Raw genomic sequence first — 12,795 nt, forward strand, 5'->3', positions numbered from 1 at the left:
ATATTCCTTGGGGAAAGGGAATATGCCGTCTGCTAAGATTCATTTTTTTAAGGTTCCAAAGCAAACTTAGCGTAAAATGGATAGTGATCTGAACCAAATTCAGAAAGACGCTCTAATTCTACTAGCTCAAACTCTTTGGTAACAAAATAGTGATCTAAGGGCCACCGCAAAAAGAAAGATGTAGCATCAAAAGTATTGTAAAGGCCACGACCAATCCTTACATTTTTTAAATTCCCCTGTTGACCGAACATCCTGGAAGAATGGGACCAGGAAACATCATTAAAATCTCCGGCAACCATTGATGGCAAGGGGTTTTCTGCGACTAATTTTCCAATTTTTAAGAGAGCAATTTCCTCTTCTCCAACGTTATCCGGATACTTATTACTTGGTACAGGAGCGACAGGATGAATTCCGTGGAAATTGAAGGATTTTCCTGAAGGTAATGTCATGATTACATGAAATGAAGGTACATCATCATGCTTTAAAAATTTTATTTCTTTGTGTTCCATGGGTATTTTTGAATATAAGGACATTCCATAGGCATTGTCCAAGGGATATTCCAATTGGTAAGGATAATTTTTCTTCAAACCCTGCAATTCCTTTACCCACCAATCGTCTACTTCCATTACGAGTAGAATATCTGGATCCTGCTGATTTATGATTTTTAAAAAGGCCTCCGATTGCCGGTTATCGATCAGTACATTTGCCGATACCACATCAAAAGTGTCGGCTGTTTTTATGATTCCTGTCCCAAAATCCGGCACTGATTTTTGGCCAAGCAGATAGGGATAAATGACAATCCCTTGAATAATAATCACCGCTATCAGTCCAAATAATAACATCAGGGAAGGAAATTTCCATTTTTTGGTCATTGGGATAAAGAGAAATAAAAACAATAGTCCCAAAATCAGGTACTGTAACCTCGGGAAATCAAGGATCTTGTAATACCAGAACCTGAGGTCGTATATAAGGGAAAGCATTGTTATAAGTATAAGTACTGTACTAAAAACAAGCAGAGAGTAAAAGAGTAATTTTTTAATGACGGCCATTAGCATTGATTTTTTAAAAAGATCAGACTAGATCTATTTTTTTTAGGTCAGTTCACCATTATCAACTACCTAAATTTATCACTATCCCAATAATTATCAAAAAAATCATTCCACCTGAAAAAGCTTTATCCATATCCCGATTCTCCACCATCAGCATCAAAAAACCGCCCTAATTTCTCAGGACGGTTTATATTATCATCCCGCACTATCGGGACCAAATCTTCAATCTACCTTCTAAAACCTGCCTTGCCGGCATGCAAGTCTAAAATCAAGCCTCTACACCCAACACCTTAGCCATCACAGCACCAATTTCAGCAGGGCTTTCAGCTACGTGGATGCCGTTATCGGCCATGATTCTCATTTTGGCAGCAGCAGTATCATCCGCGCCTCCGATGATCGCACCTGCATGTCCCATCCTACGTCCGGGAGGAGCAGTTTGTCCTGCGATAAATCCTACTACAGGTTTTTTATTGCCATTTTCTCTGATCCATTTGGCTGCATCAGCTTCATAATTTCCGCCGATTTCACCGATCATGACGATGGCATCAGTTTCAGGATCTTCCATCAACAATTGGACTGCTTCTTTGGTGGAGGTTCCTATAATTGGATCACCTCCGATTCCTATGGCAGTGGAAACGCCCATTCCTGCCTTGGCAACCTGATCTGCTGCTTCGTAGGTCAAAGTTCCTGACTTGGAAACAATACCGATCCTACCTTTTTTGAACACAAATCCTGGCATGATGCCCACTTTGGCTTCTCCGGGAGTAATGACACCCGGACAGTTTGGCCCAATCAATACAGCGCCTTTTTCTTTGATATAAGGCTTGGCTTTCATCATGTCAGCGACGGGGATCCCCTCTGTGATGGCAATGATTACCTTGATGCCCGCTTCAGCTGCTTCCATAATGGCATCAGCCGCGAATGCAGGCGGTACAAAAATAATGGTAGTATTTGCACCTGTTTTCATTACGGCCTCTTCTACAGAATTAAAAACCGGCCTTTCCAAATGTGAAGAACCGCCTTTTCCAGGAGTTACACCTCCGACCACGTTGGTACCGTATTCTATCATTTGCTGCGCGTGGAAGGAACCTTCCGAACCTGTAAAGCCTTGCACAATCACTTTTGAATCTTTATTGACTAAAACACTCATGTATCGATATTTAAAGTTTGCACAAAAATAAAAGAATAAGCCCTTTGACAAAAAGATTTGGGAAACAATATCCATTTAATTTATACTATCCATATCTTTTTATAATTTAGATGACATCTAACACACCCTATGCAAAGAAAATTATTCTTTTATTTATTTATTTTATTTTATCAAACAGGTTTTTCCCAGTCGTACCTTTTCAACAGTCAGATCAAAGGAGTGGAGTTGCCCACTGAAATGATTTCCGAAGTAGTTCAGGACAATAAGGGCTTGATTTGGTTTAATACCTCCAAGGGGATCTATTATTCCGATGGATTTTTTACTTATCCGGTTCCTGATTCTATTCAAAGTAAATTGTCCAATCAGGTGAAGTTGACCAAAGACAAGGAAGGTACAATCTGGATCAGTAATTCAGTTGGCGATCCTGCAGTGTTCCGTATCTATGACAATGTTTGGGAAGAAATAGAAATACCCGAATTGACTTCAGTTGAATTGAAGAAGAATTATTCGAGGTTCTCCAATAATTGGCTTAAGGAAGAAGAAATACGTTTTTTTATAAGTGAGTCACAAGTCGTTTTTGGTTTTGCCAAGAGTGGTAATTGGAAAAACTACTTGTACAATTTTGAAGAATTGGGGGAATTCTCTTCATCATTTAATGTAGAGGAATCCATTTTGTTGTTTTTTAGAAAAGGGACTTTGATTTATCAGCATGGAGAATTGTCCTCATTTAATTTTGAGGGAGAGGCGTTGCCTTCACCTGTCCACCACATGGCTTTTGATGAGAATCAGAAAAATTACTATTATTTAGGTAAAGATTTCCTTGCAGTCGGGAAGTATGCTTTTTCACCGGAATCAATTGTAGAAAATGATTTTGTCAGGGATATTTTTAGTTTGACAGATTTCAGTAATCTGCAGATTTTTGATGGTGAAGTTTATTTCACTTACAATTCCCAACTCAATAAGTTCAACCCCACATCGTGGTCAATATTGGAAATTGATGCTTACAGTATTTTGAAGGCATACCACATTGTCAATTTTATGGTGGATAGGGAGGGGATTATTTGGATTACCAGTAATAGAGGTATGGTAAATATCAATTCATTGTCCTTTTTGAATTATGATTCCAATCTGCTTTTGGATGATGAGGTTTCTGCTATCATCAAGCTGGAAGATGACGCTTACTTGTTGGGCTTCAATAATGGGCTTCAATATTTGGATAGCAATGGCTACAGAACGCTTTTGGGGGATAATTCAGTTATCGGGCATCCTAAAACCAGGATTACTAATTTCCATAAAGATAAAGAAGGTATTGTTTGGTTTTCATCGAATATGAGGGGAGTGGGTAGATTTGATCCAAAGACTTTCGACATAGAGTTTCAGCCCAGTCCAAATCAGGAATTTGTAAATGGAGTGAAAGAGTTAGGGGATAGTTTGTTGATTATAGTCAGAGATAGGATTTTTCTTTCTTCGATATATAACAGAAAAGATCAGCATTTTAAAACTGAAATTACTGATAAAATATTAAGGCAGTTGAATCAGGAAAAAATATTTGTTAGAACTGCGGGAAGGCTTAAGGATGGAAAATTGGTTTTGATGCAAGGAGGCAATTTTCAAAATCAAAATTCCATCATTGAAAATGAACAGGTCATCTGTGCTGTTGGCTATAGCTTTTTAGAGGATGATGGATGTTTGATTTTAGGAACAGAAACCGGGTTGAAAAAGTATTGCAATGGTGAATTGGATTATTATAAAATCAACCAAGAGACAATTAATAGGCCGGTTTATGCTTTGCTCAAGGATTCAATGGGGTTTTTATGGGCAGGAACAGATATTGGTGTATATCGGATTAAAGACAATAAAATGATCCAGTTCAATGAGAAAAACGGGCTCATAGGTTCTGAGGTCAATAGAGGAGCCTTTATGGAGGGAGAAGATGGAGAAATCTGGATCGGTACAAGTAATGGTTTATCTTTATTTATGCCTGAAGAGTACAAAGAGAGGGTTTACTCCCCTTTGGTTGATATTTTGTCTACCGAAGTCAACGTCACAGAAAACGAAGCCATTGATTTGAGGAATATACCTTTTTCCACCAATAACATACAGATTTCTTATCGGGCGGTCAGTTTCATTCAGCCGAATAATCTTGTGGTTCGGTACAAACTGGAAGGATACAATGATCAATGGGTTGAACTTATTAATCCTAGAAATAATAGCCTGTATTTCAATAATTTGCCTCCAGGAAATTATCATCTCCAATTGCAGGCAGGTATTGATGGCAGTGATTTTTCAGATATTGTACAGTCTGAATCCTTTAGGATTTTAAGACCTATTTATCTACAATTATGGTTTTTAATTGCATTATTGGTTATTTTTCTTTTGCTGGGCTATCTGTTAAATACATTGCTCAACTCCCTAAGGAATCAGGGAATTCTGATCAGGGCGGTTGATGAAAAAAGCAAACAGGTGGTCAATACAGAGGATCAGTTTAGAAATGTTTGGGAAAGTTCAAGAGATGGATTAGTGTTATCAGACGAACAGGGTATAATTTTGGCTATCAATCCAAGCTTGGTAGAATTGGCGGGGATTCCTTCGGATCAGTTAGTGAATGCATCTTTGGGGAGATTATTTGCGGATCCGGATTTTTATAAACGAAATAAACCAACCATTGCAGAATCCATAAATGACCCGGATAGTAAAGGCAATCTGTTTGAATTGACAGTTCCCTTTAGGACAGGAAAGAAGGAAATAGAGCTCTTTGTCATTAAACTCAAGACTGAATTTGACGGGAAAAAAGTGAATCTTTCAGTATTTAGGGATATCACTGCAAAAAAAGCATATGAAGTCGGTCTCCAATTGGCCAAAGAAAAAGCGGAGGAAGCCAATCGACTTAAATCCAATTTCCTTTCCAATATCAGCCATGAAATCAGGACACCGTTAAACGGCATCTTGGGAAGTACTGAAAACATCATCCTTCAACGAAAATCTGATGAGGAACTTGTGTCTCAACTTGAGATCATTCAGGAGTCGGGAGAAAGGTTATTGAGTACCATTAACGGTATTTTGGATCTGTCTAAATTGGAGGCAAAAAAGATGGAGGTAGTATATAAGGATACCAATATCAACGATTTTTTGGCCAAAATACTTATACCACTAAAGGGATTGGCAATGAGGAAGGGTCTACTGATATCCACAAAATATGAATCCCAACCCCTCACAGGCATGATTGACCAAAGGTACTTTGAAATGATTGTAAATAATCTGGTAAGCAATGCCATCAAATATTCAAATGAAGGATTGATCATTGTCAAGTTGAAAAGTGAAGGGGAAAACATAGAGTTAGAGGTGATAGATAATGGCATAGGAATGAGTGAGGATTTCCAGAAGAAACTTTTCAGTCCTTTTGAGCAGGAAAGTAATGGATACGTACGAAATTTTGAAGGTACAGGCTTGGGATTGACAATTACTAAAAGTCTGGTTAACCTTTTGGGAGGTACCATTTTAATAGAAAGTATTAAGGACAAAGGCACAAAGGCCAAAGTAATCCTGCCATTAGGTAAAAAATGATTTTTGGAAATGAGATAAACTTGTAATTTGCACCTTCAATAAATTCCACACATGTTTCCACTACGGATTTTAATAACAGAAGACGACCATGTTTCGGCGCTGTTGCTCAAAAAAGCACTTGAAAAAAACAACCATCAAATCATAGGAATATCTGACTCCGGAGAAAGGGCATTGGAAATTCTCGAGGAAAATCAGGCGGATATTGTCATGATGGACATCAACCTCGCCGGAGAGTTGGATGGTATCAAGACCACCGAAATCATCAATGAAAAATATGACATTCCAGTGGTTTACCTCAGTGCCAGTTCTGATGCAGAAACCCTCACCAAAGTAGTTGGGACCAATCCCAGTGCCTACGTCATCAAACCGTTCAATATCCGTGAACTCAACATGGTGATTGAATTGGCGATTTTTAAGGACAGAAAAGAAAAAGAACTGCAAAAGCTCAATAATGAACTGGAGGAGAAAGTAAAGCAAAGAACCAAGGACCTCGCTGATGCCAACAAAGAACTGACGAGAGCTTTGGAAAAGGAAAGAGAAGTGGGAGAACTGAAATCCAGAATTGTGCTGAATGTTTCCCACGGATTCAAGACGCCGCTTACTTCTATTTTGAGTTCAGCACAGTTGCTTGCCAATTATGCTGAAAGGGAACACCCTTTCAAAGCCAAAATCATGAAACATGCACAGAAGATAGAGAATTCTGTGAGGAATCTGAACAGTCTTCTTACCTCAGTGTTATTTTTCGGAAAAGCTGATGCCAATAAAATTGATTTCAAGCCTAAAAAGATGTTTGTGGTGGCCATGTTAAACGAGGTTATTGATGTGGTCAAAGCAGGTTCGGAACATGATGTGAAAATCAATGTAAAGTTCAACAACCTGCCCAAAACCATTACTTCAGATTCAGACTTGCTTTACCAGATATTTGAAAACTTACTTTCCAATGCCTGTAAGTATTCCAAAGACGGACAGGAGGTTGATTTTACAGTATGGGTAGAGGATGATAAACTTCTGGGAACCATAAAAGATAAAGGAATAGGTATTCCTGAAAAAGAACATGATCAAATGTTTGACAGGTTTTTCCGAGCTAAGAACGTAGGTATTATCGAAGGTTCCGGTCTAGGCCTCTCCATTGTGAAGAAAAGTATCGAAGTTCTGAATGGGGAGATATCCTTTGAAAGTGCTCAAGGCAAAGGAACCACATTCCATGTTTCTATACCAATTAAAATCTGATGATGCTCCAAGCCAGTAATATTGAATTCTATTATAACAGCAATCAAAAATTTGAAATACCGGATATCAACCTGAAATCCGGAGACCAACTCCTGATTATTGGTAAGTCCGGGAGCGGCAAAACTACCATATTGAATATACTAGGCGGGCTTTTGAAGCCACTTTCCGGTGATGTCAAAATCAACGGAACATCTGTATATGGTCTCACAGGCGGGCAATTGGATAAATTTAGGGGTAAAAATATTGGGATTATTTTTCAAAAGCCCCATATTCTCTCTGCCCTGAATGTGGAAGAAAACCTCAAACTTGCCAATTTTTTTGCAGGAGAGAAAAGTGACCTGATCAGCCCTTTGCTAAAAGAACTCGGCATTTTTGACAAAAGGAAGTCCAATGTCAATACATTGAGCGAAGGAGAAGCGCAAAGGGTTTCTATAGCAAGGGCGCTTGTAAACAACCCAAAAGTGATATTGGCAGATGAGCCTACTGCCAGTTTGGATGATGAGAATGCTTCAAATGTGGTCAAATTACTGCAACAACAAGCTGTAAAGTACAATGCCGCATTGATCATTGTCACCCACGACCAAAGGGTCAAAGATCATATTTCCAATCAGATAACCATAGGAGGCGAATCATGAACATGCTTAGATTGAGTTGGAAATACCTTATAGCCAAGCCATTGAATACAGGACTCAATATCCTTTTGTTGGCTTTGGGTCTTGCCATCATCACCGTACTCATCCTAATCCAGGATCAGTTTGAAAATAAAATGACAAAGGACGCTGAAGGGATTGACTTGGTAGTCGGCGCAAAGGGTAGTCCTTTGCAATTGATACTTTCAAGTGTTTACCACATTGATTTCCCTACAGGAAATATTGATATGGCTGATGCCATTGCCCTTTCCAAAAACCGCTTGGTCAAAAACATCATTCCCTTGGGAATGGGAGATAATTATCAAGGATATAGGATTGTAGGCACCAACCATGACTATCTTGATATCTATAATGCGGAGATGGTTTCAGGAGTTATTTGGGACAAACCTTTTGATGTCGTCCTTGGCAATGAAACTGCCGCTAAATTGGGATTAGGAGTAGGAGATACTTTTATAGGTTCTCATGGTATAGGTAGCAGCAGTCATGAGCATGATGAACATCCCTACAAAGTTACCGGTATTCTCACTCCTATGGGTAATGTGTTGGATAAACTGATATTGACCAGTATTGAGTCGGTATGGTATACGCATGATGAAGGACATGACCATGAAAAATTTGAAACACCTGTAGCAAAGACTGGTTTTCCCGAAACGGATGAAGACAGGGAAGTGACGTCATTATTGGTGCAATATAGAAATCCGATTGCCGCGGTGCAGTTACCACGCTTTGTCAATAGTAAAAGTGCCTTGCAAGCTGCTTCTCCTTCCTTTGAGATTTCGAGGCTTTTTGAATTGTTGGGAGTAGGGGTAAAACTGATTCAAGGTTTGGCTGTGGTCATTATCATTATTGCAGGCCTAGGGATTTTCATTGCCTTGTTCAATTCCCTCAAAGAAAGGAAATATGATTTAGCAGTCATGAGAACATTGGGAGCTTCCAATGGACAATTATTTCTACATATTGTTTTGGAAGGAGTGATCTTGACATTTATCGGGGCAATTGTAGGAATTTTAATTGGGCACCTTTTTCTTGCTGTGCTCGTTATGCAAAATGAACAAGGAGCTATAAGTGGATTGACTGCTATGGTGTTTCTGGTGGAGGAACTTTGGATCTTGGTCTATGCAGTGATTGTAGGAATAATTGCCTCTCTTATACCTGCATGGAACGCTTATCAAACTGACATTGCCAAACAACTCACCAAAGCTTAGATTTGCCTGCTCTTTATAATATAAAGCGTTAACATTTAATTGATGATACAAATGATTTTGAGGAACACTATTTCAACATTAATATTAATGATATTCATTTCTGTAGGTTATGCACAGACGGTACCGAGTGTTTGGAGAGATTTGTCGGATGTGACCTACAAAATCGGTCAAGATGAATTCGGAGAATTATATATTCCTGTTTTCAGTGACAAAATCAAAAAACTTGAAGGTAAAGTGGTGGAAGCAGATGGCTATATCATTCCTTTTGAAGGCATGTTCAAACCTGAGCATATCATTCTTTCTTCCCTTCCCTTGGCTGAATGTTTCTTTTGCGGCTCAGGTGGCCCCGAGACTGTCATGGAGGTAATGATGAAAAGCCCAATTAAATATACCTCCAAAAGAGTCAAAGTAAAGGGGACCTTGACTCTCAATGATAAGGATCCTGAAAAATTGATGTATATCTTAACAGATGCCCAATTATTGGCAAATTAGAAAAAGGCTCCGTTAACCGGAGCTTTTTGCTTCCATCTCTTTGAATTTCTCTATCAAGAGTTTGGTTTCAGAACCAGGTTTTCCGCTTCCGATCTTGAAGTTGTCTATTTGTGTGATCGGAAGGATTTTTTTGGTAGTACTTGTCATGAAAAGCTCATCCGCTGCAAGGATCTCCTCAAATTTAATTGGCCTGACATTTACTTTTCCACTGATTTCCAAAACCCTCTTTCGGGTAATGCCATGGAGAATATGGGAATCAGGCGTAGCGATTTCTCCATTTTTGATCATGAATATATTGGAGCGAGAGCTTTCTGAGATCAATTCTTCATGGTGGTAAATCACATCTTCAGCCCCTTTACTTTTCCAGTCGCCACTGTGCCAAACGGGTAAAGTATAATTGGTGGTTTTTATATCTGCAATGGCCCTTACATGTTCGACGGATAACAGTTTAACTCCTTTTTCATATTTTTCGTGGGAAGGAAAATCCAAATCCTCACAGAAAATAAACAAAGAACCTTCAACTGGAGAAAAATGATTTTCAGAAACTCCTCCTGTAAGAAGCATCCGGATACCGCCGAATTTTAGATTATTTTTTTTGATCAATTCCAAAATAACAGCAGCCAATTCCTCTTTCGAAAGTTTTAAAGGTAAACGGGTTTTTGCAGCAGATCTAATGAATCTATCCAAATAATCACTCAAAAATAGGGGAACGTAATTGGACGTTCTAAAAAAATCAAAGATCCCATAACCACGGATCAGACCTATATCCATTGGATGTAGAACGGCTTTTTGGGCGGAGATTATTTGGTTATTAGCAAAACAATAAGATTTCATGTAATTATACTTTGTTTAATGTGAATTTTCAATATTTAGTTTATATTTGCAATTATGTTGCAAATAATCAAGAAACTTTCTTCCCAATCAGCAGATATTCTAGGTATATCTGCCTCTTTATTGTGTATGATTCATTGTCTGGCATTTCCTGTGATGATATCCTTAGGTTATATATTTAAATTTTCAGATGACCACGATCATGTACATGAACATTGGCATTGGATGGATTACTTTTTTGTTATTCTCGCAATCTGGGCTGTTTACAATGCGGCTAAAAATACACATTCCAAACGTATAAAAATAGCACTTTGGATAGGGGTGTTATTTTTTTCGATTGCAATACTTTTGCATGATTTAAATCCCTTTATGATAGTCATTTCCATAGTGGCATCTCTAGCTTTATTAATTATTCATATTATTAATTGGAAATATCACAAAAATTGTAAAATAGTTGGTGAATAATTTCTTTTTTTAGTCAAATGATATTTCCTTTGACAAAAAACCCAAACTATGCATAAGTCTTTAGGCTTTTTAATTTTAGTTTCCTTGTCTATACAGTTGATAGGATGCAATTCAGGTAAAGAAAATCCCAATGAAATATTGAAAAGGGAGGTGATTGAGATTCACGATGAAGTGATGCCATTAATGGGAGATCTTAAATCCCTTAAAACGAAAGTTCTCGAAAAATCTGCTTCACTTTCTCATGAAGATTCTTCTCATGAGGATCAGATTCAGGAACTTGAGCAAATGGCAGCAGAATTGGACAGCGCCTTTGATGGGATGTTCGTTTGGATGAGGCAATTTAAATCGGATTATGAGGGAATGTCCTCTGATGAGGTCAAGATTTACCTTTTGGATCAAAAACTGAAGGTGGAAAAAGTGAACTTGGATATTAAACAAGCTATCTTCTTGGCCAATGAAGCGCTTGAGAGAGAGTAATTAATTTTGGAGATATCTTTCTACCATATTTGCATCAATCACCCCTTGTTTGCTTCCCCAGATATTGTAAATATAAGTCATGATCTGAGCTATTTCCAGATTGGTTAGTTTGGAATTTGCAGGCATTGCTTGATTGTAAATCTGCCCATTGACTATGATTTCACCATTTTTTCCATATTTGATAATCCTCGCTGTCCGCCCGATATCTTCCAGCATATAATCAGATTCAAATAAGGGCGGAATCAATTTCCCCAATCCTACCCCATCTTTTTGATGGCAATTTGCGCAATAATTTTCGTAAAGAATTTTACCTTCGATCGCATATTGCAGCACCTTTGTATCCTTAATACTTGCAAGTGTGTTTTCTTTGTTATTGCTAGAGTTACCCTGACAGGAATACAAAAGTAGTAAAAACAGTAATGATTGGCCAATCCTGTTTATTCGCATAACTTTTATTCCAATAATTTTGGTATATCCTTCATCAATCTGTTGACCTGATCTTCTTTTGTCCCATCATACACTCCCCTGATATGACCTTTTTGATCTACCAATACAAATGCACCTGAATGTAACAGTCCACCCGGTTCGTTTTTATCTTCCATGGCCGTTGTGAGATAACTGGTCTGCCCAATTTCAAAAATTTTCTCTTGATCCCCTGTCAGAAAGTGCCAGGTTTGATCATTTTCTACGCCAATTTTAGCAGCATAATCTTTTAACAATTGAGCTGTATCGTGCTCCGGGTCAAGGGTATGGCTTAAAATCAAAAAATCCGGTTCATCTTTAAATTCTTCATAAACCCTCAGCATTTGGGTTTTCATAATGGGACAGATAGTGGGGCAAGTAGTAAAGAAAAAATCCGCCACATATACTTTTCCTGTTACGTTTTGCTTACTGATTTCTTTGTTTTCCTGATTGATGAAAGTAAAATCACCGATTTCATGAAACACCGTATCTTTGATGGTTTGACCTTCCATTTCAAATTCCTCGATATGCCAGTTTCCTAAAATCGGTAATGTTTTTCGGTCAGCAGATTCTGATTCATTTGATGAACAAGACCAAAAGCCTAAGCAGGTAATTAAAGTAATTAGAATTATTATGGCTGATTTTTTCATGTCAATCTTTCTTGTATTTATTTCTCGATTTTTTGTACAGCTGAATGCCCAACATCAACACGGCACTTAGTCCTAAAAGGCCAATGATACCCCAAAAGGTATCGACAAGACTTTTGAGCACGATGAGGAATACTATAGCAAATAACAAAACTGTGGCGCCTTCGTTCCAAATTCTCAATTGATTTGAGCTCCATTTCGCAATTCCTTTTTGCAATTGAGTAAATTGTCTTTGACATATAAAGTGATAAATATACAATAGGAAAACAAACCCCAACTTGGCATGCATAAATCCCAATTGCATATATCCCCATCGATAATACAACACCCCAAAACCAAATATCAATGTAAGAATGGCAGAGGGCCATGTGATACCAAACCAAAGCCTTTTGGCCATCAGGTTCAATTGGGGTACTAAAATTCTTTTTTCTTCTGCCGATTTTCCTAGCGCCTCAGTCTGATAAATAAACAGCCTGACGATGTAAAACAATCCTGCAAACCAGGTTACTACAAAAATGATATGAAGTGCTTTTAAATATTCGAAAGCCATCTTGAAATTTTTCTCCTAAATTA

The 12,795-nt window shown here is 38.1% G+C and carries 13 protein-coding genes; 7 read left to right on the plus strand and 6 right to left on the minus strand.

All coding sequences use genetic code 11. From position 1 onward, the window contains the following. Window positions 1–47: 47 nt before the first annotated feature. Window positions 48–980, minus strand: coding sequence for an endonuclease/exonuclease/phosphatase family protein (locus tag HMJ38_RS00815; protein ID WP_228779811.1), 933 nt, complete (start codon window positions 978–980; stop codon window positions 48–50). A 337-nt stretch (window positions 981–1,317) separates the two neighbouring features. After that, window positions 1,318–2,199 carry a succinate--CoA ligase subunit alpha gene (gene sucD, locus HMJ38_RS00820; RefSeq protein WP_194972476.1) on the minus strand — a complete coding sequence of 294 codons (882 nt, stop codon included), beginning with the start codon at window positions 2,197–2,199 and terminating at the stop codon, window positions 1,318–1,320. A 129-nt stretch (window positions 2,200–2,328) separates the two neighbouring features. On the opposite strand from sucD, the gene HMJ38_RS00825 reads away from it, so the two are divergent. The 5 genes from HMJ38_RS00825 (at window position 2,329) to HMJ38_RS00845 (ending at window position 9,340) form a co-directional block, all read left to right on the plus strand. Then, entirely contained in the window at window positions 2,329–5,763 is a 3,435-nt protein-coding gene (locus HMJ38_RS00825) for an ATP-binding protein (RefSeq protein WP_194972477.1), read from the plus strand. Window positions 5,764–5,814: 51 nt separating this feature from the next. Next, window positions 5,815–6,993: a hybrid sensor histidine kinase/response regulator gene (locus HMJ38_RS00830; protein WP_194972478.1), complete on the plus strand. Its 1,179-nt coding sequence runs from the start codon at window positions 5,815–5,817 to the stop codon at window positions 6,991–6,993. Window positions 6,994–6,995: 2 nt separating this feature from the next. Next, on the plus strand, window positions 6,996–7,628 hold the full coding sequence (locus HMJ38_RS00835) for an ABC transporter ATP-binding protein (protein ID WP_194972699.1): 633 nt from the start codon (window positions 6,996–6,998) through the stop codon (window positions 7,626–7,628). Further along, window positions 7,625–8,848 (plus strand): ABC transporter permease, encoded by a 1,224-nt coding sequence (locus HMJ38_RS00840; RefSeq protein ID WP_194972479.1) that lies wholly within the window; start codon window positions 7,625–7,627, stop codon window positions 8,846–8,848. The genes HMJ38_RS00835 and HMJ38_RS00840 overlap by 4 nt, the downstream gene beginning before the upstream one ends. A gap of 87 nt (window positions 8,849–8,935) precedes the next feature. Next, window positions 8,936–9,340, plus strand: a complete 405-nt coding sequence (locus HMJ38_RS00845; protein ID WP_228779812.1) for a hypothetical protein — start codon at window positions 8,936–8,938, stop codon at window positions 9,338–9,340. A 12-nt stretch (window positions 9,341–9,352) separates the two neighbouring features. Here HMJ38_RS00845 and HMJ38_RS00850 read toward each other — a convergent pair whose 3' ends face one another. Further along, the gene (locus HMJ38_RS00850) at window positions 9,353–10,174 is read right to left on the minus strand and encodes an aminotransferase class IV (protein WP_194972480.1); all 822 of its coding nucleotides are present in this window, start codon (window positions 10,172–10,174) and stop codon (window positions 9,353–9,355) included. 54 nt (window positions 10,175–10,228) lie between these two features. On the opposite strand from HMJ38_RS00850, the gene HMJ38_RS00855 reads away from it, so the two are divergent. Both HMJ38_RS00855 and HMJ38_RS00860 read left to right on the plus strand, forming a co-directional pair. Beyond that, complete coding sequence (locus tag HMJ38_RS00855; RefSeq protein ID WP_194972481.1) at window positions 10,229–10,636, plus strand: MerC domain-containing protein; 408 nt, start codon at window positions 10,229–10,231, stop codon at window positions 10,634–10,636. Window positions 10,637–10,684: 48 nt separating this feature from the next. Next, window positions 10,685–11,113: a hypothetical protein gene (locus HMJ38_RS00860; protein WP_228779813.1), complete on the plus strand. Its 429-nt coding sequence runs from the start codon at window positions 10,685–10,687 to the stop codon at window positions 11,111–11,113. Here the strand turns inward: HMJ38_RS00860 and HMJ38_RS00865 are convergent, their stop codons facing one another. From HMJ38_RS00865 to HMJ38_RS00875, 3 genes are read right to left on the minus strand one after another with little or no spacing between them, the layout of a single operon-like run. Next, window positions 11,114–11,560 carry a c-type cytochrome gene (locus HMJ38_RS00865; protein WP_194972482.1) on the minus strand — a complete coding sequence of 149 codons (447 nt, stop codon included), beginning with the start codon at window positions 11,558–11,560 and terminating at the stop codon, window positions 11,114–11,116. Window positions 11,561–11,565: 5 nt separating this feature from the next. Then, a complete protein-coding gene (locus HMJ38_RS00870; protein ID WP_194972483.1) occupies window positions 11,566–12,225 on the minus strand; it encodes an SCO family protein in 660 nt (219 codons plus the stop codon). Window position 12,226: 1 nt separating this feature from the next. After that, window positions 12,227–12,772 carry a CopD family protein gene (locus tag HMJ38_RS00875; RefSeq protein WP_194972484.1) on the minus strand — a complete coding sequence of 182 codons (546 nt, stop codon included), beginning with the start codon at window positions 12,770–12,772 and terminating at the stop codon, window positions 12,227–12,229. Window positions 12,773–12,795: the final 23 nt, after the last annotated feature.

Origin of the sequence: Aquiflexum lacus (assembly GCF_015476655.1) — a bacterium.
GTDB lineage: Bacteria > Bacteroidota > Bacteroidia > Cytophagales > Cyclobacteriaceae > Aquiflexum > Aquiflexum lacus.

Coding starts and splice junctions, on each gene's coding strand:
- HMJ38_RS00815 (WP_228779811.1), bottom strand. CDS start 980: ATGCTTTCCCTTATATACGACCTCAGGTTCTGGTATTACAAGATCCTT.
- sucD (WP_194972476.1), bottom strand. CDS start 2,199: ATGAGTGTTTTAGTCAATAAAGATTCAAAAGTGATTGTGCAAGGCTTT.
- HMJ38_RS00825 (WP_194972477.1), top strand. CDS start 2,329: ATGCAAAGAAAATTATTCTTTTATTTATTTATTTTATTTTATCAAACA.
- HMJ38_RS00830 (WP_194972478.1), top strand. CDS start 5,815: ATGTTTCCACTACGGATTTTAATAACAGAAGACGACCATGTTTCGGCG.
- HMJ38_RS00835 (WP_194972699.1), top strand. CDS start 6,996: ATGCTCCAAGCCAGTAATATTGAATTCTATTATAACAGCAATCAAAAA.
- HMJ38_RS00840 (WP_194972479.1), top strand. CDS start 7,625: ATGAACATGCTTAGATTGAGTTGGAAATACCTTATAGCCAAGCCATTG.
- HMJ38_RS00845 (WP_228779812.1), top strand. CDS start 8,936: ATGATATTCATTTCTGTAGGTTATGCACAGACGGTACCGAGTGTTTGG.
- HMJ38_RS00850 (WP_194972480.1), bottom strand. CDS start 10,174: ATGAAATCTTATTGTTTTGCTAATAACCAAATAATCTCCGCCCAAAAA.
- HMJ38_RS00855 (WP_194972481.1), top strand. CDS start 10,229: ATGTTGCAAATAATCAAGAAACTTTCTTCCCAATCAGCAGATATTCTA.
- HMJ38_RS00860 (WP_228779813.1), top strand. CDS start 10,685: ATGCATAAGTCTTTAGGCTTTTTAATTTTAGTTTCCTTGTCTATACAG.
- HMJ38_RS00865 (WP_194972482.1), bottom strand. CDS start 11,560: ATGCGAATAAACAGGATTGGCCAATCATTACTGTTTTTACTACTTTTG.
- HMJ38_RS00870 (WP_194972483.1), bottom strand. CDS start 12,225: ATGAAAAAATCAGCCATAATAATTCTAATTACTTTAATTACCTGCTTA.
- HMJ38_RS00875 (WP_194972484.1), bottom strand. CDS start 12,772: ATGGCTTTCGAATATTTAAAAGCACTTCATATCATTTTTGTAGTAACC.